At 39.1% G+C, this 13,992-nt stretch carries 17 protein-coding genes and 1 pseudogene; 7 read left to right on the forward strand and 11 right to left on the reverse strand.

Going from position 1 to position 13,992, the window contains the following annotated elements; genetic code table 11:
• The 4 genes from LIR34_RS14130 to dinB form a co-directional block, all read right to left on the reverse strand.
• Window positions 1–535: hypothetical protein (locus LIR34_RS14130; RefSeq protein ID WP_173684669.1), on the reverse strand; the 535-nt coding region annotated here is incomplete at its 3' end.
• Window positions 536–785: 250 nt separating this feature from the next.
• Window positions 786–1,025 carry a hypothetical protein gene (locus LIR34_RS14135; protein ID WP_005344271.1) on the reverse strand — a complete coding sequence of 80 codons (240 nt, stop codon included), beginning with the start codon at window positions 1,023–1,025 and terminating at the stop codon, window positions 786–788.
• A 12-nt stretch (window positions 1,026–1,037) separates the two neighbouring features.
• On the reverse strand, window positions 1,038–1,250 hold the full coding sequence (locus tag LIR34_RS14140) for a hypothetical protein (RefSeq protein ID WP_023922630.1): 213 nt from the start codon (window positions 1,248–1,250) through the stop codon (window positions 1,038–1,040).
• Between the two features lie 14 nt (window positions 1,251–1,264).
• Window positions 1,265–2,512 carry a DNA polymerase IV gene (gene dinB / locus LIR34_RS14145; RefSeq protein WP_023922632.1) on the reverse strand — a complete coding sequence of 416 codons (1,248 nt, stop codon included), beginning with the start codon at window positions 2,510–2,512 and terminating at the stop codon, window positions 1,265–1,267.
• A gap of 194 nt (window positions 2,513–2,706) precedes the next feature.
• Between dinB and LIR34_RS14150 the strand changes: the two genes are divergently transcribed.
• Window positions 2,707–3,438 carry a helix-turn-helix domain-containing protein gene (locus tag LIR34_RS14150; protein WP_130096559.1) on the forward strand — a complete coding sequence of 244 codons (732 nt, stop codon included), beginning with the start codon at window positions 2,707–2,709 and terminating at the stop codon, window positions 3,436–3,438.
• Window positions 3,439–3,494: 56 nt separating this feature from the next.
• On the forward strand, window positions 3,495–3,695 hold the full coding sequence (locus LIR34_RS14155) for a helix-turn-helix transcriptional regulator (protein ID WP_005344265.1): 201 nt from the start codon (window positions 3,495–3,497) through the stop codon (window positions 3,693–3,695).
• Window positions 3,696–3,752: 57 nt separating this feature from the next.
• Here the strand turns inward: LIR34_RS14155 and LIR34_RS14160 are convergent, their stop codons facing one another.
• Window positions 3,753–4,142 carry an MmcQ/YjbR family DNA-binding protein gene (locus LIR34_RS14160; RefSeq protein WP_012744272.1) on the reverse strand — a complete coding sequence of 130 codons (390 nt, stop codon included), beginning with the start codon at window positions 4,140–4,142 and terminating at the stop codon, window positions 3,753–3,755.
• 249 nt (window positions 4,143–4,391) lie between these two features.
• On the opposite strand from LIR34_RS14160, the gene LIR34_RS14165 reads away from it, so the two are divergent.
• Window positions 4,392–4,715, forward strand: a complete 324-nt coding sequence (locus tag LIR34_RS14165; protein ID WP_012744273.1) for a MobC family plasmid mobilization relaxosome protein — start codon at window positions 4,392–4,394, stop codon at window positions 4,713–4,715.
• Window positions 4,682–6,061 carry a relaxase/mobilization nuclease domain-containing protein gene (locus LIR34_RS14170; protein WP_012744274.1) on the forward strand — a complete coding sequence of 460 codons (1,380 nt, stop codon included), beginning with the start codon at window positions 4,682–4,684 and terminating at the stop codon, window positions 6,059–6,061. The genes LIR34_RS14165 and LIR34_RS14170 overlap by 34 nt, the downstream gene beginning before the upstream one ends.
• 15 nt (window positions 6,062–6,076) lie before the next feature.
• Here LIR34_RS14170 and LIR34_RS14175 read toward each other — a convergent pair whose 3' ends face one another.
• The 6 genes and pseudogenes from LIR34_RS14175 to LIR34_RS14200 all read right to left on the reverse strand — a co-directional run bounded on the left by LIR34_RS14175 (window position 6,077) and on the right by LIR34_RS14200 (window position 10,866).
• Window positions 6,077–6,595 (reverse strand): hypothetical protein, encoded by a 519-nt coding sequence (locus tag LIR34_RS14175; protein WP_012744275.1) that lies wholly within the window; start codon window positions 6,593–6,595, stop codon window positions 6,077–6,079.
• Between the two features lie 10 nt (window positions 6,596–6,605).
• Window positions 6,606–6,815, reverse strand: a pseudogene (locus LIR34_RS14180) (DUF188 domain-containing protein); the annotation flags it as partial.
• A 68-nt stretch (window positions 6,816–6,883) separates the two neighbouring features.
• A complete protein-coding gene (locus LIR34_RS14185; RefSeq protein ID WP_009243732.1) occupies window positions 6,884–7,534 on the reverse strand; it encodes an ATP-binding cassette domain-containing protein in 651 nt (216 codons plus the stop codon).
• A 2-nt stretch (window positions 7,535–7,536) separates the two neighbouring features.
• Complete coding sequence (locus tag LIR34_RS14190) at window positions 7,537–9,492, reverse strand: hypothetical protein (RefSeq protein WP_101629281.1); 1,956 nt, start codon at window positions 9,490–9,492, stop codon at window positions 7,537–7,539.
• A 120-nt stretch (window positions 9,493–9,612) separates the two neighbouring features.
• Complete coding sequence (locus LIR34_RS14195) at window positions 9,613–9,873, reverse strand: hypothetical protein (RefSeq protein WP_244092324.1); 261 nt, start codon at window positions 9,871–9,873, stop codon at window positions 9,613–9,615.
• 426 nt (window positions 9,874–10,299) lie between these two features.
• Entirely contained in the window at window positions 10,300–10,866 is a 567-nt protein-coding gene (locus tag LIR34_RS14200) for a helix-turn-helix domain-containing protein (protein ID WP_412659886.1), read from the reverse strand.
• Between the two features lie 566 nt (window positions 10,867–11,432).
• Between LIR34_RS14200 and LIR34_RS14205 the strand changes: the two genes are divergently transcribed.
• The 3 genes from LIR34_RS14205 to LIR34_RS14215 all read left to right on the forward strand — a co-directional run bounded on the left by LIR34_RS14205 (window position 11,433) and on the right by LIR34_RS14215 (window position 13,969).
• Window positions 11,433–12,482 (forward strand): replication initiation factor domain-containing protein, encoded by a 1,050-nt coding sequence (locus LIR34_RS14205; RefSeq protein ID WP_257963366.1) that lies wholly within the window; start codon window positions 11,433–11,435, stop codon window positions 12,480–12,482.
• A 12-nt stretch (window positions 12,483–12,494) separates the two neighbouring features.
• The gene (locus tag LIR34_RS14210) at window positions 12,495–12,701 is read left to right on the forward strand and encodes an excisionase (RefSeq protein ID WP_101629282.1); all 207 of its coding nucleotides are present in this window, start codon (window positions 12,495–12,497) and stop codon (window positions 12,699–12,701) included.
• 77 nt (window positions 12,702–12,778) lie between these two features.
• Window positions 12,779–13,969 carry a site-specific integrase gene (locus tag LIR34_RS14215; RefSeq protein ID WP_101629279.1) on the forward strand — a complete coding sequence of 397 codons (1,191 nt, stop codon included), beginning with the start codon at window positions 12,779–12,781 and terminating at the stop codon, window positions 13,967–13,969.
• Window positions 13,970–13,992 lie beyond the last annotated feature (23 nt).

A 13,992-nucleotide genomic window follows, 5' to 3' on the forward strand; every position in this document is an offset into this window, starting at 1 on the left:
TATCCTTTGCCTGCGGTACCACGATCTCATAAAAATAAAATCCTAAATATCCAAGGGCCTGCTTCTTCATCTTATAAAAAGAAGTCCTGCCTATTCCCAGTTCCTGCTGCACTTCCACATCTGTCTTATTGTAATGACTGCAAAAGCAGGAATGAAGAATTTCACTGAGTGTCACACCATTGGGAGCATAAAATTTCACCAGTGTCATTCCCCGATAGATCATGTCCGACAGTCCATAAATAATCATCAGGTTATTCATCTCCCGGTGCATCTTTGGCACGTTCAGCTGATGATTATAAATGCTCAGGTAGCTTAACGCATATGCCATATCTTCATTGATCTTCTCCTGGCACTCCATATCCAGTTCTTCCAATACGACCTGATTTTCCAAAATCAGCTTCTGGTAACTTGTCATCAGTTCTTTAATATCAGTATAATGTCTTTCGATTGTAACTTCCAGATAATCCTGTGCATGGCTTGCCATCTGGAAGGTAATCTCTTTCATTGATTTAATTGCATAATCTCTGTCTGTCATCAGTTTCAAAATCTCCTTATCATCATCACACTAACTGGCGGTCTTTCAGACCAGTTCGCTTTCCCCATGATTTTGATGGGAAGCAATTACTTACTACAATTTGCAGAAGCGGATATCCAAAAGGCATTGTGGGAGTTGCCTTTGCTGACCGGAATCCATCTTCTTATGTAAAACCTGCAGGAATATAAAGGGAAAGTGACTATCCCTGCCGGTTAATAATCCAAATAATATCGTCTATACCTATCTCTCCTTATGCTGTTTTTCTCTCCATAAACCATTTATCCACTTCGTAAAACAAATGGCTTTCCTGTCCCTGTATCATACAGGTGTACATCATTCCTACACCGCCTGCCTTTCTGCTGGCGCATCGCTCGATTTTCAAAATTCTGTCAATGCTATACTTTCTTCCATCCTCCCATGTAAAAAATATGGGAACCAGCTGTCCGTCTTTCCGAAACTCTGCCACTACATCTACATATACTTTGTTCATGCCGACACCTCACTATAAAATCTCGATTGCTCTTGGCGATGCCGGAATCCTTCGGATATATCCGTTTTGCTCCAACTGCTTGATTCTGGAAAAAGCAGATGATGTTGATTTCACCCCGATCAACTCTCCAAATTCCCGAACTGTCGGCGGATATCCATGCTCCTTCGTATAATTCAAAATACACTGATAACTTTCTTCCTGTTTTCTGGTTAATGCTTTTTTCAAATCTATCCCTCCAATTACCCATGAAAATAACTGTGTGGATGGACCGTGTGCGTACCAGCGTCTAAGTGGGATAAGACTTTATCCTGGTACATTGCCGCTCGCTGTATACTGAAATATCCAAACCGTCGTCTTATCTCATCTACAGTACGATCCAGCTTCTCTAACTTTTCTTTTTTCTCCTGATTTCCAAATAAATCCAACTGCACGGGAATATCATCTAACACAAGATCCGCAGCTCGGATTCCCAGGCTTCTAATGGGATGTTCCCATTTGTAATTATCTTTAAATAGCTGAAATGCTGCAGTTACAATCTCATTTGTAATATTCGTTGGCTGTCGTAAATGTATCTGTCTGGAAAAACTATACAATCCATTATCTCGAACTGTAATTTCTACTGTTTTGCATTTAAATCCATGTTTCCGCAATCGTGCAGCTACACTTTCTGCCAATGCTATTTGAATGATCCAAACATCCAGATCATTTTCCAGATCTCTCGGTGTTGTGGTGCTATTACCTATCGACTTTACTGGAGCTTCATACCCTTCCTTGCAAACCGGATCTTCATCCCAGCCATTTGCGAAAGCCCATAATACATTTCCTATTTTTCCAAAATGGCTCTCTAACAACTTTTCGTCTGATTCCGCAAGTTGCCCGATTGTCCGGATTCCAAGTTTTTGCAATTTCTTATTTGTCTGTCTTCCGACATAAAGCAAATCTGACGCAGGAAGCTGCCATATCCTGTCTTTATAATTTTCTCGATTAAACTCTGTGATTGCATCCGGCTTTTTGTAATCTGAACCAAGTTTCGCATAAATCTTATTCCAGGAAATTCCAATACTCACTGTTACTCCAAGTTCGTATTTAATCCGATGGCTGATTTCTCTCGCAATCGTCATTCCGCTTCCTTTCAGATTTCCACTATCTGATACATCCAGCCAGGCTTCATCAATTCCATATGGCTCAATTTTATCTGTATACTCTGAATAGATTTCCCTTGCCATTTGAGAAAATCGCAAATATAAATCCATCCGTGGTGGTACAAAAATAATTTCCGGGCAAACCTGTTTCGCCTGCCATAATGCCATTCCGGTTTTTACTCCTTTTTTCTTGGCAATATAATTTGCTGTCAGCACAATTCCATGCCGGGCTTCCGGATCACCACCGACTGCCAGAGGCATTCCAGCAAATTCCGGATGATGTAGCATTTCTACACTGGCATAAAAACAGTTCATATCACTATGCAGGATCACACGCTCACTCAAACTTTTCACCTCCCAGCTGCTTCCTTCAACATAATGTCTTATCAATTTCTGTATGTTTAGTATATATCGACATTTCGGAGATAGTCAAGTAACATCTTGGTTGTATTTTCTCCATTTCGGAGATTATTGTTGATTTTATTTCTAACATACGGTATAATGCATATAGAAAATTCAAATAGAAATGAGGCGAACAAATGCGTGATTTCGGGGAAATATTAGCAGAAAATAGAAAAAAGAAAGGATACTCTCAATCAGAGCTGGTAAACCTGCTTTCTCAGGAAGGTATTCAGGTCACTACAAAAGCACTCTCCAAATGGGAGAACAATGCACGAGAACCCGCTTTACATGTTTTCCTGACACTTTGCCAGTTACTTGATATCGAAGATATATATGAATCCTTCTTTGGAGAAAATCCATATAACATTATGAGTGGATTGAATGAAGAAGGCAGAAATAAATTGATTGAATTTGCTGATATTTTGAAAGCTTCTAAAAAGTTTTCTCCACTGTCTGCAAAGATTATCCCATTCCATCATCCTGTAGAAATTACCTGGGAACCAGTTTCTGCTGGTACTGGAAATTACCTGGAAGATTCTGTAAAAGAAACCTATGACGTAGGACATCTTGCTCCTGAGCAGACTGACTTTGGTGTGCGGATCTCTGGTGATAGTATGGAGCCACTTTATCATACAGACGATGTTGCATGGATTCAGAAAAAAGATTCTCTTGCTAATGGTGAAATTGGAATCTTCTATCTCAACGGCAATACTTACATCAAGGAATTACACGATGAGCCAGATGGTGTTTATCTGATCTCTTTAAATCAAAAATATCGTCCTATCCAAGTTTTGGAATCTGACTCTTTTAAGATTTTTGGAAAAGTAATCGGGAAATGCAAAGGTGCAGAAATTCCAGGATTTCATTAGATTTCAACAGCAGGTTCATGATCCTACTGATAACAATAAGCAAAGGAAGTGATTGAATGGCAATCAATAATACATTAAAAGATATTCGTGAAGAACGGAATCTCATTCAAGCAGATTTGGCTGAAGCCATAGGTTCCTGCAGCCAGACGATAGGCCGCATCGAACGTGGAGAACGAAATCCCTCTCTTGAGATTGCAATCCGGCTGGCACATTACCTGAAAGTGCCTGTAGAAGATATTTTTCAAGTTGAAGACTGAAGCACAACAGCCAGAAAACCGAGGAGTAAAATCCCCGGTTTTCCTTTTGCTCAAAAATCACTGTAATCCACTTACATTTTCTTCTTTTCTGCCTGCTCCGTCAATCAGGTCATAGCTCATATCCAAAAAGTCCAGTGTCTTAGCCTCACTGACAGAACCATCCAGTAAAATCGTGATCCAGTGCTGCTTATTCATATGGTATCCAGGTAAAAATCCATAAGTCTGAATAATCATATTCGTCATGTCCGGATCACACTTTACGTCCATGATATCAACCGGATCTTTTCCTTCTAATCCCAGTTTCGATTTTTCAACCGTCATGACCACAGCATACCATTTTCCATTCTTATGTCGTAGCACAGCATTATCTGGTGATTGTGCCCATAAATACTCCGGCACCGTACCATACTGTTTCTTCACATATTCAAAAATTTCTTCTTTCTTCACAGTTTATTCAACTCCTGATTCTTCTGATATCCTGCCCATAATCATACCATATTTTCAGTTCCCGTACTACCTGCCAAATTCTTTTGCATTTTCCCGGTTCTCCTGACTTTAACTAATAGAGGGGTAAAACAGCAAGGACAGGAAGTGAGGATACACTTCCGGAAAATCCCAATTTAGGGTACCCTGCCCTGAATTGAAAAACGCTGAAAGCAACGATACTACTGCCCTCTCAGAAAGGAGAAACTGCTAATGGCTGAAAGAAAAAGAAACAAAGAAATTCATTTTTATGTCACAGAAGAAGAACGAAAGTTAATCCGCAGGAAGATGATAGAATCAAAAACCAAGAACATGGGAGCTTATCTGCGTAAGATGGCAATCGACGGCTACATCGTCAACACAGATACAACTCCTCTGAAGAAACAGTATGAGGAAATGCACAAGATTGGCATAAATATCAACCAGATTGCAAAAAAGGTAAATACCACCGGAGATCTATATCCGGAAGAAATGCAAGAATTGAAAGAGATGGTGAAAGAACTATGGCATATATTAAGATCTTCCCCATTAAAGTAACAGACAAGAAAGCTCTGGACTATATCACGAATCCAGACAAGACTGATGAAAAACTGCTGGTTTCCAGTTTTGGCTGTTCCCCGGAAACTGCTGATCTCGAATTTTCCATGACTAGAGAAATGGCAAAAAAGAATGGAATGGACAAAGGTAATAACCTGGCATTTCATCTGATCCAGTCATTTAAACCTGGAGAAGTTGATGCCGAAACTGCCCATCGCTTAGGACAGCAATTTGCAGCCGAAGTACTGAAAGGAAAATATGAATACGTGATCAGTACCCATGTTGATAAAAAGCACATTCATAACCATATCATCTTCAACGCTGCAAGCTTTGTTGATCATCACAAGTATGTTTCCAATAAGCGGAGCTACCATAAACTCTGCAGAATCAGTAATCGTATCTGCCTGGAAAATGGACTTGCCACCAGTATGCCAACCGGAGAAAAAGGAAAAAGCTATAAAGAGAACATGGAATATCATCGTGGCACCAGTTGGAAAGCCAAGCTACGTGTTGCAGTTGATAAAGCAATCTGGACTTCCATCAACTATGAGGAATTTCTACAAAAAATGCAGTTAGCTGGATATGAAGTCCGGCAGGGAAAGCATCTTTCTTTCCGTGCACCGGAACAAAAAAATTTCACTTATATGAAATCTCTGGGAAGTTATTATACGGAAGAAAACGTCCGCATCCACTTAGCTAAAAATCGTAGCAAAGTGAAAACTCCAAAACATCTGTCCAGAGAAGCTCGCCTGTATATCAATATCTCCACGTATGTAACGACTGGCAATCGAGAAGGATTTGAACATTGGGCAAAACTCAATAATCTAAAAGAGGCAGCCCGCACCTTCAACTATCTTTCAGAAAATAACCTACTGAATTATGAGGATTTCAGGCAGCATGTTTCTGATGTTGATGCTTCTGTTAAAGCGGCTGATCAGAGAATAGCACACATCACCAGTGAGCTAAGCACGCAGAAAGTCATTCAGAAACACTGTGATTCTTACCGGCTCTGCCGTAAAGTGATAGAAGATTGCAAATCTGCAAAAAATCCAAAAGAATACCGTTCCAAGCATCTGGCAGAATACCAACTCCACGATTCACTAAAAAAAGAGCTTCAGGATCTCGGTGTTACCAAAATCCCTAGCTCTGAAAAAATCCAGAAGCGGATTGAAAATCTTGAATCTGAACAAGCTGCTACCGTCCGGGAAAAACAGAAATTACAGAAAAAGCAGAAAACACTGGATATCATTCAGCAAAATTTCTCTGTGCTGCTCGATGCTCCTGAAATCAATTCAGACTTACTTCCGGCAAAACGGGAACCTGTTTCTGTCACAAGAGATAAATAAGATTGCACTGACAACTCAATTATTCTCTTCCAAATCTTCCCAAGGTTTCAGACCCATTTCCTCCCAGGTGACACCATACGGTGCACCTCCGGAGGTATAACCGGCAATAACGAAAAATCTGTCATCTTGCAAGATTTCTTCTTTAGCCAGATTATCTCTTGTTTCTTGTTTCCGTCTTGCTCGCCTCTGCTGCTTCTTTTGTTTCGCAACAGCTGCTTTTTCTTCCGGCGTTTTCTTATGTTTTTTTGCCATAAGTGTTTCTATTATAATTCCATTCTGAATGTCTCTCAGGATACGTTCTTCATAACTCTTTTCACGCTTTTCAACAATTTTATAAAATTCTTCATATTCCGTTTTAGGAGCAAGCGATTGAACTGCCGTAAACAAACTTTTGCATATATCATTCATTTCAGTAGCATCCGGCATTCGCTGATTCTCAAGATAAAACTTCAAGTGCATTTTGTATGTTTTATCTGCTATTGCACTCTTCTGTTTTTGTTTTAAGTCTTTATAGCTTCTGTCGTTCCTCTGCATCTACAATTCCTCATCTGCCTTCTTTCTCCCGTGCCATCAAAAGCATTTTTTCAAAAGACTGAGCGAATCTTTCATCATCTTCCTCCGTCCGCTTCTTCGGTCCCTTGACATGACATTTACGGGAACTTCTTCTGGCTTTTTTACTCAGGTGACGTTCCATTAGCATCTGATCAATATTATCATCCGTGTACCATTTACCTGATTGATGAATAGCATATGAGTCTTGATATGACGAAATATAAAGGGAGATTGCACGTATAATAAAACCGCGTATCTCCCTTTAACAAACTATCTAAAGTTTTCTACATTTATAACTCTGGAAAAACAATCGCACAAATTCATGTTGTGAGTGACCATGATTATAGTAATGCCCTTTTCATTTAATTCTTTCAAAAGTTTCATCACTATCAATTCGTTCTCTTTATCAAGTCCAGAAGTTGGTTCATCAGCTAATATAATCTGACTTCCTTGCAAAATCAATTTAATAATTGCAATTCGCTGTTGCTCTCCACCGCTTAACTGATATACTTTTTTGTTAAGCATGTCACTTAGCTCAAATTGCTTTAAATACTTATTGATTAGTTTCAGTTTTTCTTCTTTTTTTACTTTTTTATATTCAAGAGCTAATTTTAAATTCCACAACACGCTTTCATCTTCTATTAGTCCATAATTTTGAAATAGATAGCCTATTGTATATCTTCTCAAAATCATAGCATTTTTACCGTTCATGGACAAATTTTTATGACTATCAATAGTGATTGTTCCCTCGGATATATCAGTAATCAATCCTATTATATTTAAAAGTGTCGTTTTACCTGCCCCGCTTTTCCCTACAAGCCCCACAAATTCGCCTTTTTCTATTTCTAAAGATAAATTTTCAAATAGAACCTGATTTTTCCCATATTCTTTTTTGACGTTCTTTAATGTAATCAATGACATACTTATGCCCCCTTTTCAATCTCATATAAAGCGTTTGAGATATAAATTCTATAAAGCAATTCGCAGAATATGTAGTCAATAAGTATAATCGCAAAAAGGCAAGCAAAATAATAATTTATAGCAGTTAATACGCCTGATATAATTATTTCGATTCCCCAAAAAATATACCGATTTTTCAGTGTCCTAAAATGAGAGAATCCTAAAATCTCTTTTGCCGCATATCTCTTTCGATTTACAAAAATGTCCACATAATTTGAAATATACAAAATAAACAGTAAAGACACTATAAAGACAATCGTAAACATAGTGAGTGTTTTAAGAACGAATGTCACATTTTCAAGTTGCATTAAATAAGGTGTAAGTAATGTTCCAGCTGTAACTAATTGCTCTAAATCATATTCTGATAACAAAGAAGAAAAATCTTCTCTTGACTCCATTTGAAAAAATAAACACCTTGTATTTAAAGAATCCAAATAGTAAAGTCCTGCAAAATTGCCCGTATCAACAATGATAACAGGATTAGCCATATCCGAAAAACCATTTTCTGTATTGACTTTTATCGTAGAATCATCGTCTATATAAACAACATTAAATTTATCAATAGTTTTTTCTTCTCCCGGTATTCCATAAAATTGATTGTAATTCATCAATCGGAAATATTCTTGCTTAATATATTCGCTAATAGAATTTTCATCATTCTTATATTTATGTGGAACTAATACTGTTGGTTCACTAAATATATCTTCTCCCAATGGTTTTCCACTGAGCTGGATATTTGAAAATTCATTCAGATAATTTCTATTTGCAATAACAAGCTGTTGTTCATAATAGGGGCGTGATGTCTGCAAACCACCGTCTGTCCTAAAATCACATAGTAGTGAATGGTTATGATTATACATCTCTAATGTTTGTTCAGAATATTTTTCTAATATGTCTGTGTTTGCTAACGCATAATCATACTCCGATGAATTAAAACCATTAGCGGTATAATATCCGTCCAGATACTTATAATCTAAAACAGCTTGTTGGCTTTGTCTAAATGAGTTCCCCTGATTCAGCAATGAAATAATAGTGATAGCGATTATTACCGAAAAAATTATTTTTATAGCCTGAACTACAATATTTGTGCCGCTATTTAAAGTCTTATTTTTTATCATTGCCTCTAAAGAAACAAACTTAATTAAAATACTTGTAATTAAAACACAAAGTATATTTATAGCTAAAACACCAATAAAGAACAGTACACTTGTTGCTAAATAAGAAAAATCATATCTGTTTGTTAATGCGTAATATAAATTTAGCAAGAACAGTAATACTAAACATATTACAGCAAAATATTTTATTACACTGGTAATTTGCTCCTTTAAAATATGTATAGTAGAAAAGCCCATGCTTTTTTTAATACCTATTTTTTTCAAACTATAAGACGTATAAATACAGTATATGATTTGAAGTACAATAAATAAGATTACAAAATTCAGAAGATTCAATTCTAATACCATACTATACGGAATAGCGTCATTTTCAAAGTTATTTATTGCGACGGACAGTTGAGAAGCTATCTCTTTAATTGCGTTAGCTGGTAAATCTGTATAGAATACACCAACACTATCTAAAAAATCTTCCTTTTGCAATTCATGATATTGAAACAAAATAGAGGAAGATATAGGCTGTTTTTGTGTAAACTCATTTAATGGATAGCAATATAAATCATAAACAGATTTATCTGTGGAAGTGAGCGTATTGTTAATGAGTTCTAATTTATTTTGAGAATATTCTTCTGTAAATATTGTATAAAATTTGTCGAGAATTTCTGGCGATGTTTCTTCTAAAACATACCCTTTTAAATTCTCAGTAGCAATGTTATTCTTTTCATAAATGTTGTAAATAGAAGTATTAAAAATATATGCAAAGAGTATGACTTCAAGGAAAATAAAAATCTTTAAAAATTTTTTCATAACATACGCCCCTTTCTTTGAAGAAATGTATAAAATAGGGCGGGACAAATAGCCCCGCCCTAGGTGTTTGAACTATTTTACTTAATATGGATAATAATCATAATAAGATGTTTCGTTCGCTCACCAAACTCTCTTTGCATCTTTGTAAGCGTAGTTTGACTTGAATCCACTGGTATATGTATCTCCGCCGACCTTTACAGTTGCCTTTACCATGTAGTTGCGACTAATACCTGCTTTACGCCCAATTTCGGAATATACAATGGTGTCTGTTTGCCCTCCATTGTAGTACAAATCTCCACCCGCTACATCAATAGCCCACGCTGTAAGTGGAGCGCCGACAACCATAACTGCTGCTACAAGACCAACTACTTTCGTTCTCAACTTCTTTGCTCTCATTCGATAAACCTCCTTTCTCTTTTTTACTTTTTGATAGTTTTATGTCACGTACTGTTTTTACTAACCTCAACATAACCTATATTTCATTAAATGTCAAGTTATTTTTGTTTCTATTTTATATATAACCTCTTTGTTGCTATCATATTTTGTGCATAATGCACAAAATCAAAGTGCCAATATTAGTGCTTTCCACGATTGTACTTTTACAATGAAAAGACGAAGTACCTGTGATAAATTCATTGCTCTAAAATTATTAGAGAAACTATACAATATAGCTATCCTTTTTTCTCTTGTCTGCCATAAACAGAAAAGAAAAAGCCCTGTCAAGAGCCTGCCACTTCTTTAGAAGTGGTGCTTGCACTCTTGATCTGGGCTTTTTGTTTGCTGTATCTTTTTGCAAGAGGAAAAAGGCTACTCGTCCCCGTTGTCAAAATGGCTGTCCTTTAAGACTTCCCGCAACAGCTCCATATCTTCTTTTGAGTTGGGATTTATCCTCTTTACAACCTGATAAGGTGTACCGTACTTGTGTCCGTCTGTGCTTTCCCCGAACATATCCATGCTGTATAAATCATCATAACGGTCTAATACTTTCTGAAATTTCAAGTGCTGGATAAATGTTTTGATAGGGTAAAGGTCGGACGCTTGTATGTCCTCTCCCTTGATATAGTCTGTGATGTATTTCCGCAACTGCTCCAACTCATACTCTAGCCATTCTTCTTCACTGTCAAAGAAGTTATCATAGTGTCCGTGTTTCAGTTCTGCATTTAGGCGTTCTTCCGTCCGTAAAAACTTGCATACCTCTTTTTCCGCCTGTTGGACAAACTTCCATTCTCCCGACAACAATTCATTCGGTGTTACTTCCAGTACGTCCATTATCTTTTCCAGCGTGTCAAAGGTGGGATAGTTTACCCCTCGTTCAATCTTAGAAAGGCTCTGCATATTGATACCGATGGCGTCCGCAAGCTCCTGCTGTTTCATTTTCCTGTGTTTTCTTATGGTCTGTATGTTCTCCCCTAAAAAATTTATTTTCTTTGTGTCATGCTCCATAACTTCTTATATCTTTTCCTTTCCCGGCTTTTTCGTTCCTTTATAAGCCTATCATACTTATTATAGCCGAAAAAGTCAAGAAAAAGTTCTTGACAAGTAATTCTAACGGCGTTATTATCATGGAGGATATAGTGATTAAGCACAATGAGGTCAATCACACGCTTGAGTAGGCATAGAAAAGAGTTATTTTCGCTTTGATAGCATGAATAGGCATGGACTATCCGACCGAAAACGGTGTTTCTTCCTGTGCCTGCCCCGTTTAGCCACGAGCCTCCCAAAGGCTCGTGAGCGTTAAGAACGGGGCTGGTGCAGGAAGAAAAGGAACGCCGTAGGCGTTCCGTACAGGGCGTATATGTAACACCGCCCTGCGCATACATGTCATAGTACCTAGAAACTGTGATAAATAAAGGACAAAACACGATTTTTACCCCGCAAAAAAACGGGGAGTACGAAAGGAGTAATGCACTATCGCAACACATGAAAATTTATCCGTCAAGATTGATTACATCAGCATTGTCTTTGATACGGCAACGGCAGAAGATGTGATACGGCACATTTTATGCTTGCCGACCGATATTTTTAATGTCTATCCTGCAACGGTCAAATTTAAGACGTATCAGGCGCGTTGGGAAATCGGAGATATTTATGTATCGGGCGACGCAAAAAAGACAGAGGACAACCCACAAGGGCTGGGCTGTTATCTCGTGATGACAGGCAGGGGGTGTGATGATATTTTCCGTATCCTCGATAACAACGGCTTGACCTTTGGGGATATGTTCGGACGCTGTGAAAGGAGATATGGGGCTGGAAACTACCATTTCACAAGGCTGGACGTTGCCATTGACGACAGGAACGAAACGCCGTTCTTTACCATAGAGCAGATAAAGAAGAAATGTGAAAAAGAGGAATTTATCGCCAACAGTGAGGGCTACCATTTTGACGAGAGCAAGTTTGATGATTTTGACACCGCAAAGACCGTCTATATCGGGGCTGGAAAATCGGGGCTTTCCTACCGCTTTTATGACAAGGACAAGGAAGTGTGCGGCAAATACAACAGGACGCTTGATGAAGTCGGGAGTTGGAAACGGACGGAAATGCAACTGCGTGATGAAAAGGCTCATGCCTTTGCTATGGCATTTCAGGCAAGACCGCTGGAGATTGGGGAACTGGCTTTCGGACTGCTGGCGGACAACCTGCGTTTTGTCGTAGCAAACAGGAATGAGAGCAACAAGAGCAGGTGGAAAACGTGCCGTTTCTGGCAACGCTTTTTAGGGGCTGTGGAACTTTTAAAACTCCATGTACCCACACCGCATAATTCCCTTGAAGAAACGCAACAGTGGCTTACAGAGGGTGGTGTCATATCCGCTGTCAAAGGCTTTTACTTCCTCGAATCCCATGACGCTTTAGGTGGGCTGGAACGTGTCGGGGATATGGTAGATAAGGCAAGGTACAGCACTTCCCTTTCCAGCAAGCTGACCGCCCATTTACAGCGGATAGACAGGACAGAATTGATACCCTACGTCCAGTATGACACAAAGAACAGGTAGGGGGGTGGCATGATGAACGAAAAGATTGATATTCCTGTATGGGAAAAATACACCCTTACCATTGAGGAAGCGTCAAGATACTTCACAATCGGACAGAACAAGCTACGCCGATTGGTAGAAGAAAACCGACACGGCGACTGGTATGTGATGAACGGCAACCGTATCTTGATTAAGAAAAAACAGTTTGAGAAATTTATGGATAAAACAGACGCAATCTAATGCAAAAGAGCCTTGTATGTGATATTATTTCAGTAAGTCATATCAAGGCTCTTTCTTACGAAAGGAGCAGATAAGAAATGTCGGAAAAAAGACGGGACAGTAAAGGTCGCCTCTTAAAGACAGGAGAGAGCCAGCGAGCAGACGGAAGATACTTATACAAATATGTGGACAAGGCAGGAAAGACAAGGTATGCCTATTCATGGAAACTTGTGCCGACAGACCTCGTACCTAAAGGCAAGAGGGACGGGAAATCCCTAAGGGAATTAGAAACGGAGATACAAAGGGATTTACAGGACGGTATCGACACAACAGGCGGAAAAATGACGCTGTGCCAGCTATACGCCAAACAGAACGCCCAGAGAGCCAACGTAAAGGAAAGCACAAGACAGGGCAGGAAAAAGCTCATGCGGACATTAGAGGGCGATATACTGGGGGCTAGGAGCATTGACAGCATACGCCTTTCAGACGCTAAGGAATGGGCGTTACGCATGAAAGACAAGGGCTATGCTTATCAGACCATAAGCAATTATAAACGCTCGTTAAATGCGTCATTCCGCATTGCCATAGCGGACGACCTCGTGAGGAAGAACCCCTTTGATTTCAAGCTGAATGAGGTCATAGAGGACGACAGGACACCACGGCAGGCATTGACCGAGGAACAGGAAGAAAGGCTCTTGTCCTTTGCCAGCAGGGACAGGGTATATAAAAAGTATTATGACGCAATCGTAATACTGTTAAAGACAGGGCTTCGTATCTCGGAACTGTGCGGACTGACAAGGCAGGATATAGACTTTGAAAACGGCGTTATCCATGTAGACCACCAGCTATTATCCAGCAAGGAAACGGGCTATTATATCGAAACACCAAAGACAAAAAGCGGTGTGCGTGATGTTCCCATGAGTGAGGAAGTGAAACAGGCATTTGAGCGTGTCATGGCAAACAAGGCAAAGGCAGAGCCGACAGAGATAGACGGGTACAGTGGTTTCCTCTTTCTGAACGGGAAAGGCTTTCCTATGACGAATGCCTATTATACTTCTACTTTCGCTAATCTGAGAAAGAAATATAACAAGAGCCATGAGGACAGCTTACCAAAGATAACGCCCCATATCCTGCGTCATACGTTCTGTACCAGACTTGCGAACAGGAACATGAACCCTAAGAGTTTACAGTATATCATGGGACACGCAAACATCAGTATCACGCTGAACCTGTACGCCCATGCGTCCATAGAGAACGTCAAGGCAGAATTAAGAAGCATGATAGCTTAAAGTTTTACCACGATATTTACCAC

Origin of the sequence: Blautia sp. MSK17_66, from assembly GCF_020538025.1 — a bacterium.
Taxonomy (GTDB): domain Bacteria; phylum Bacillota; class Clostridia; order Lachnospirales; family Lachnospiraceae; genus Blautia_A.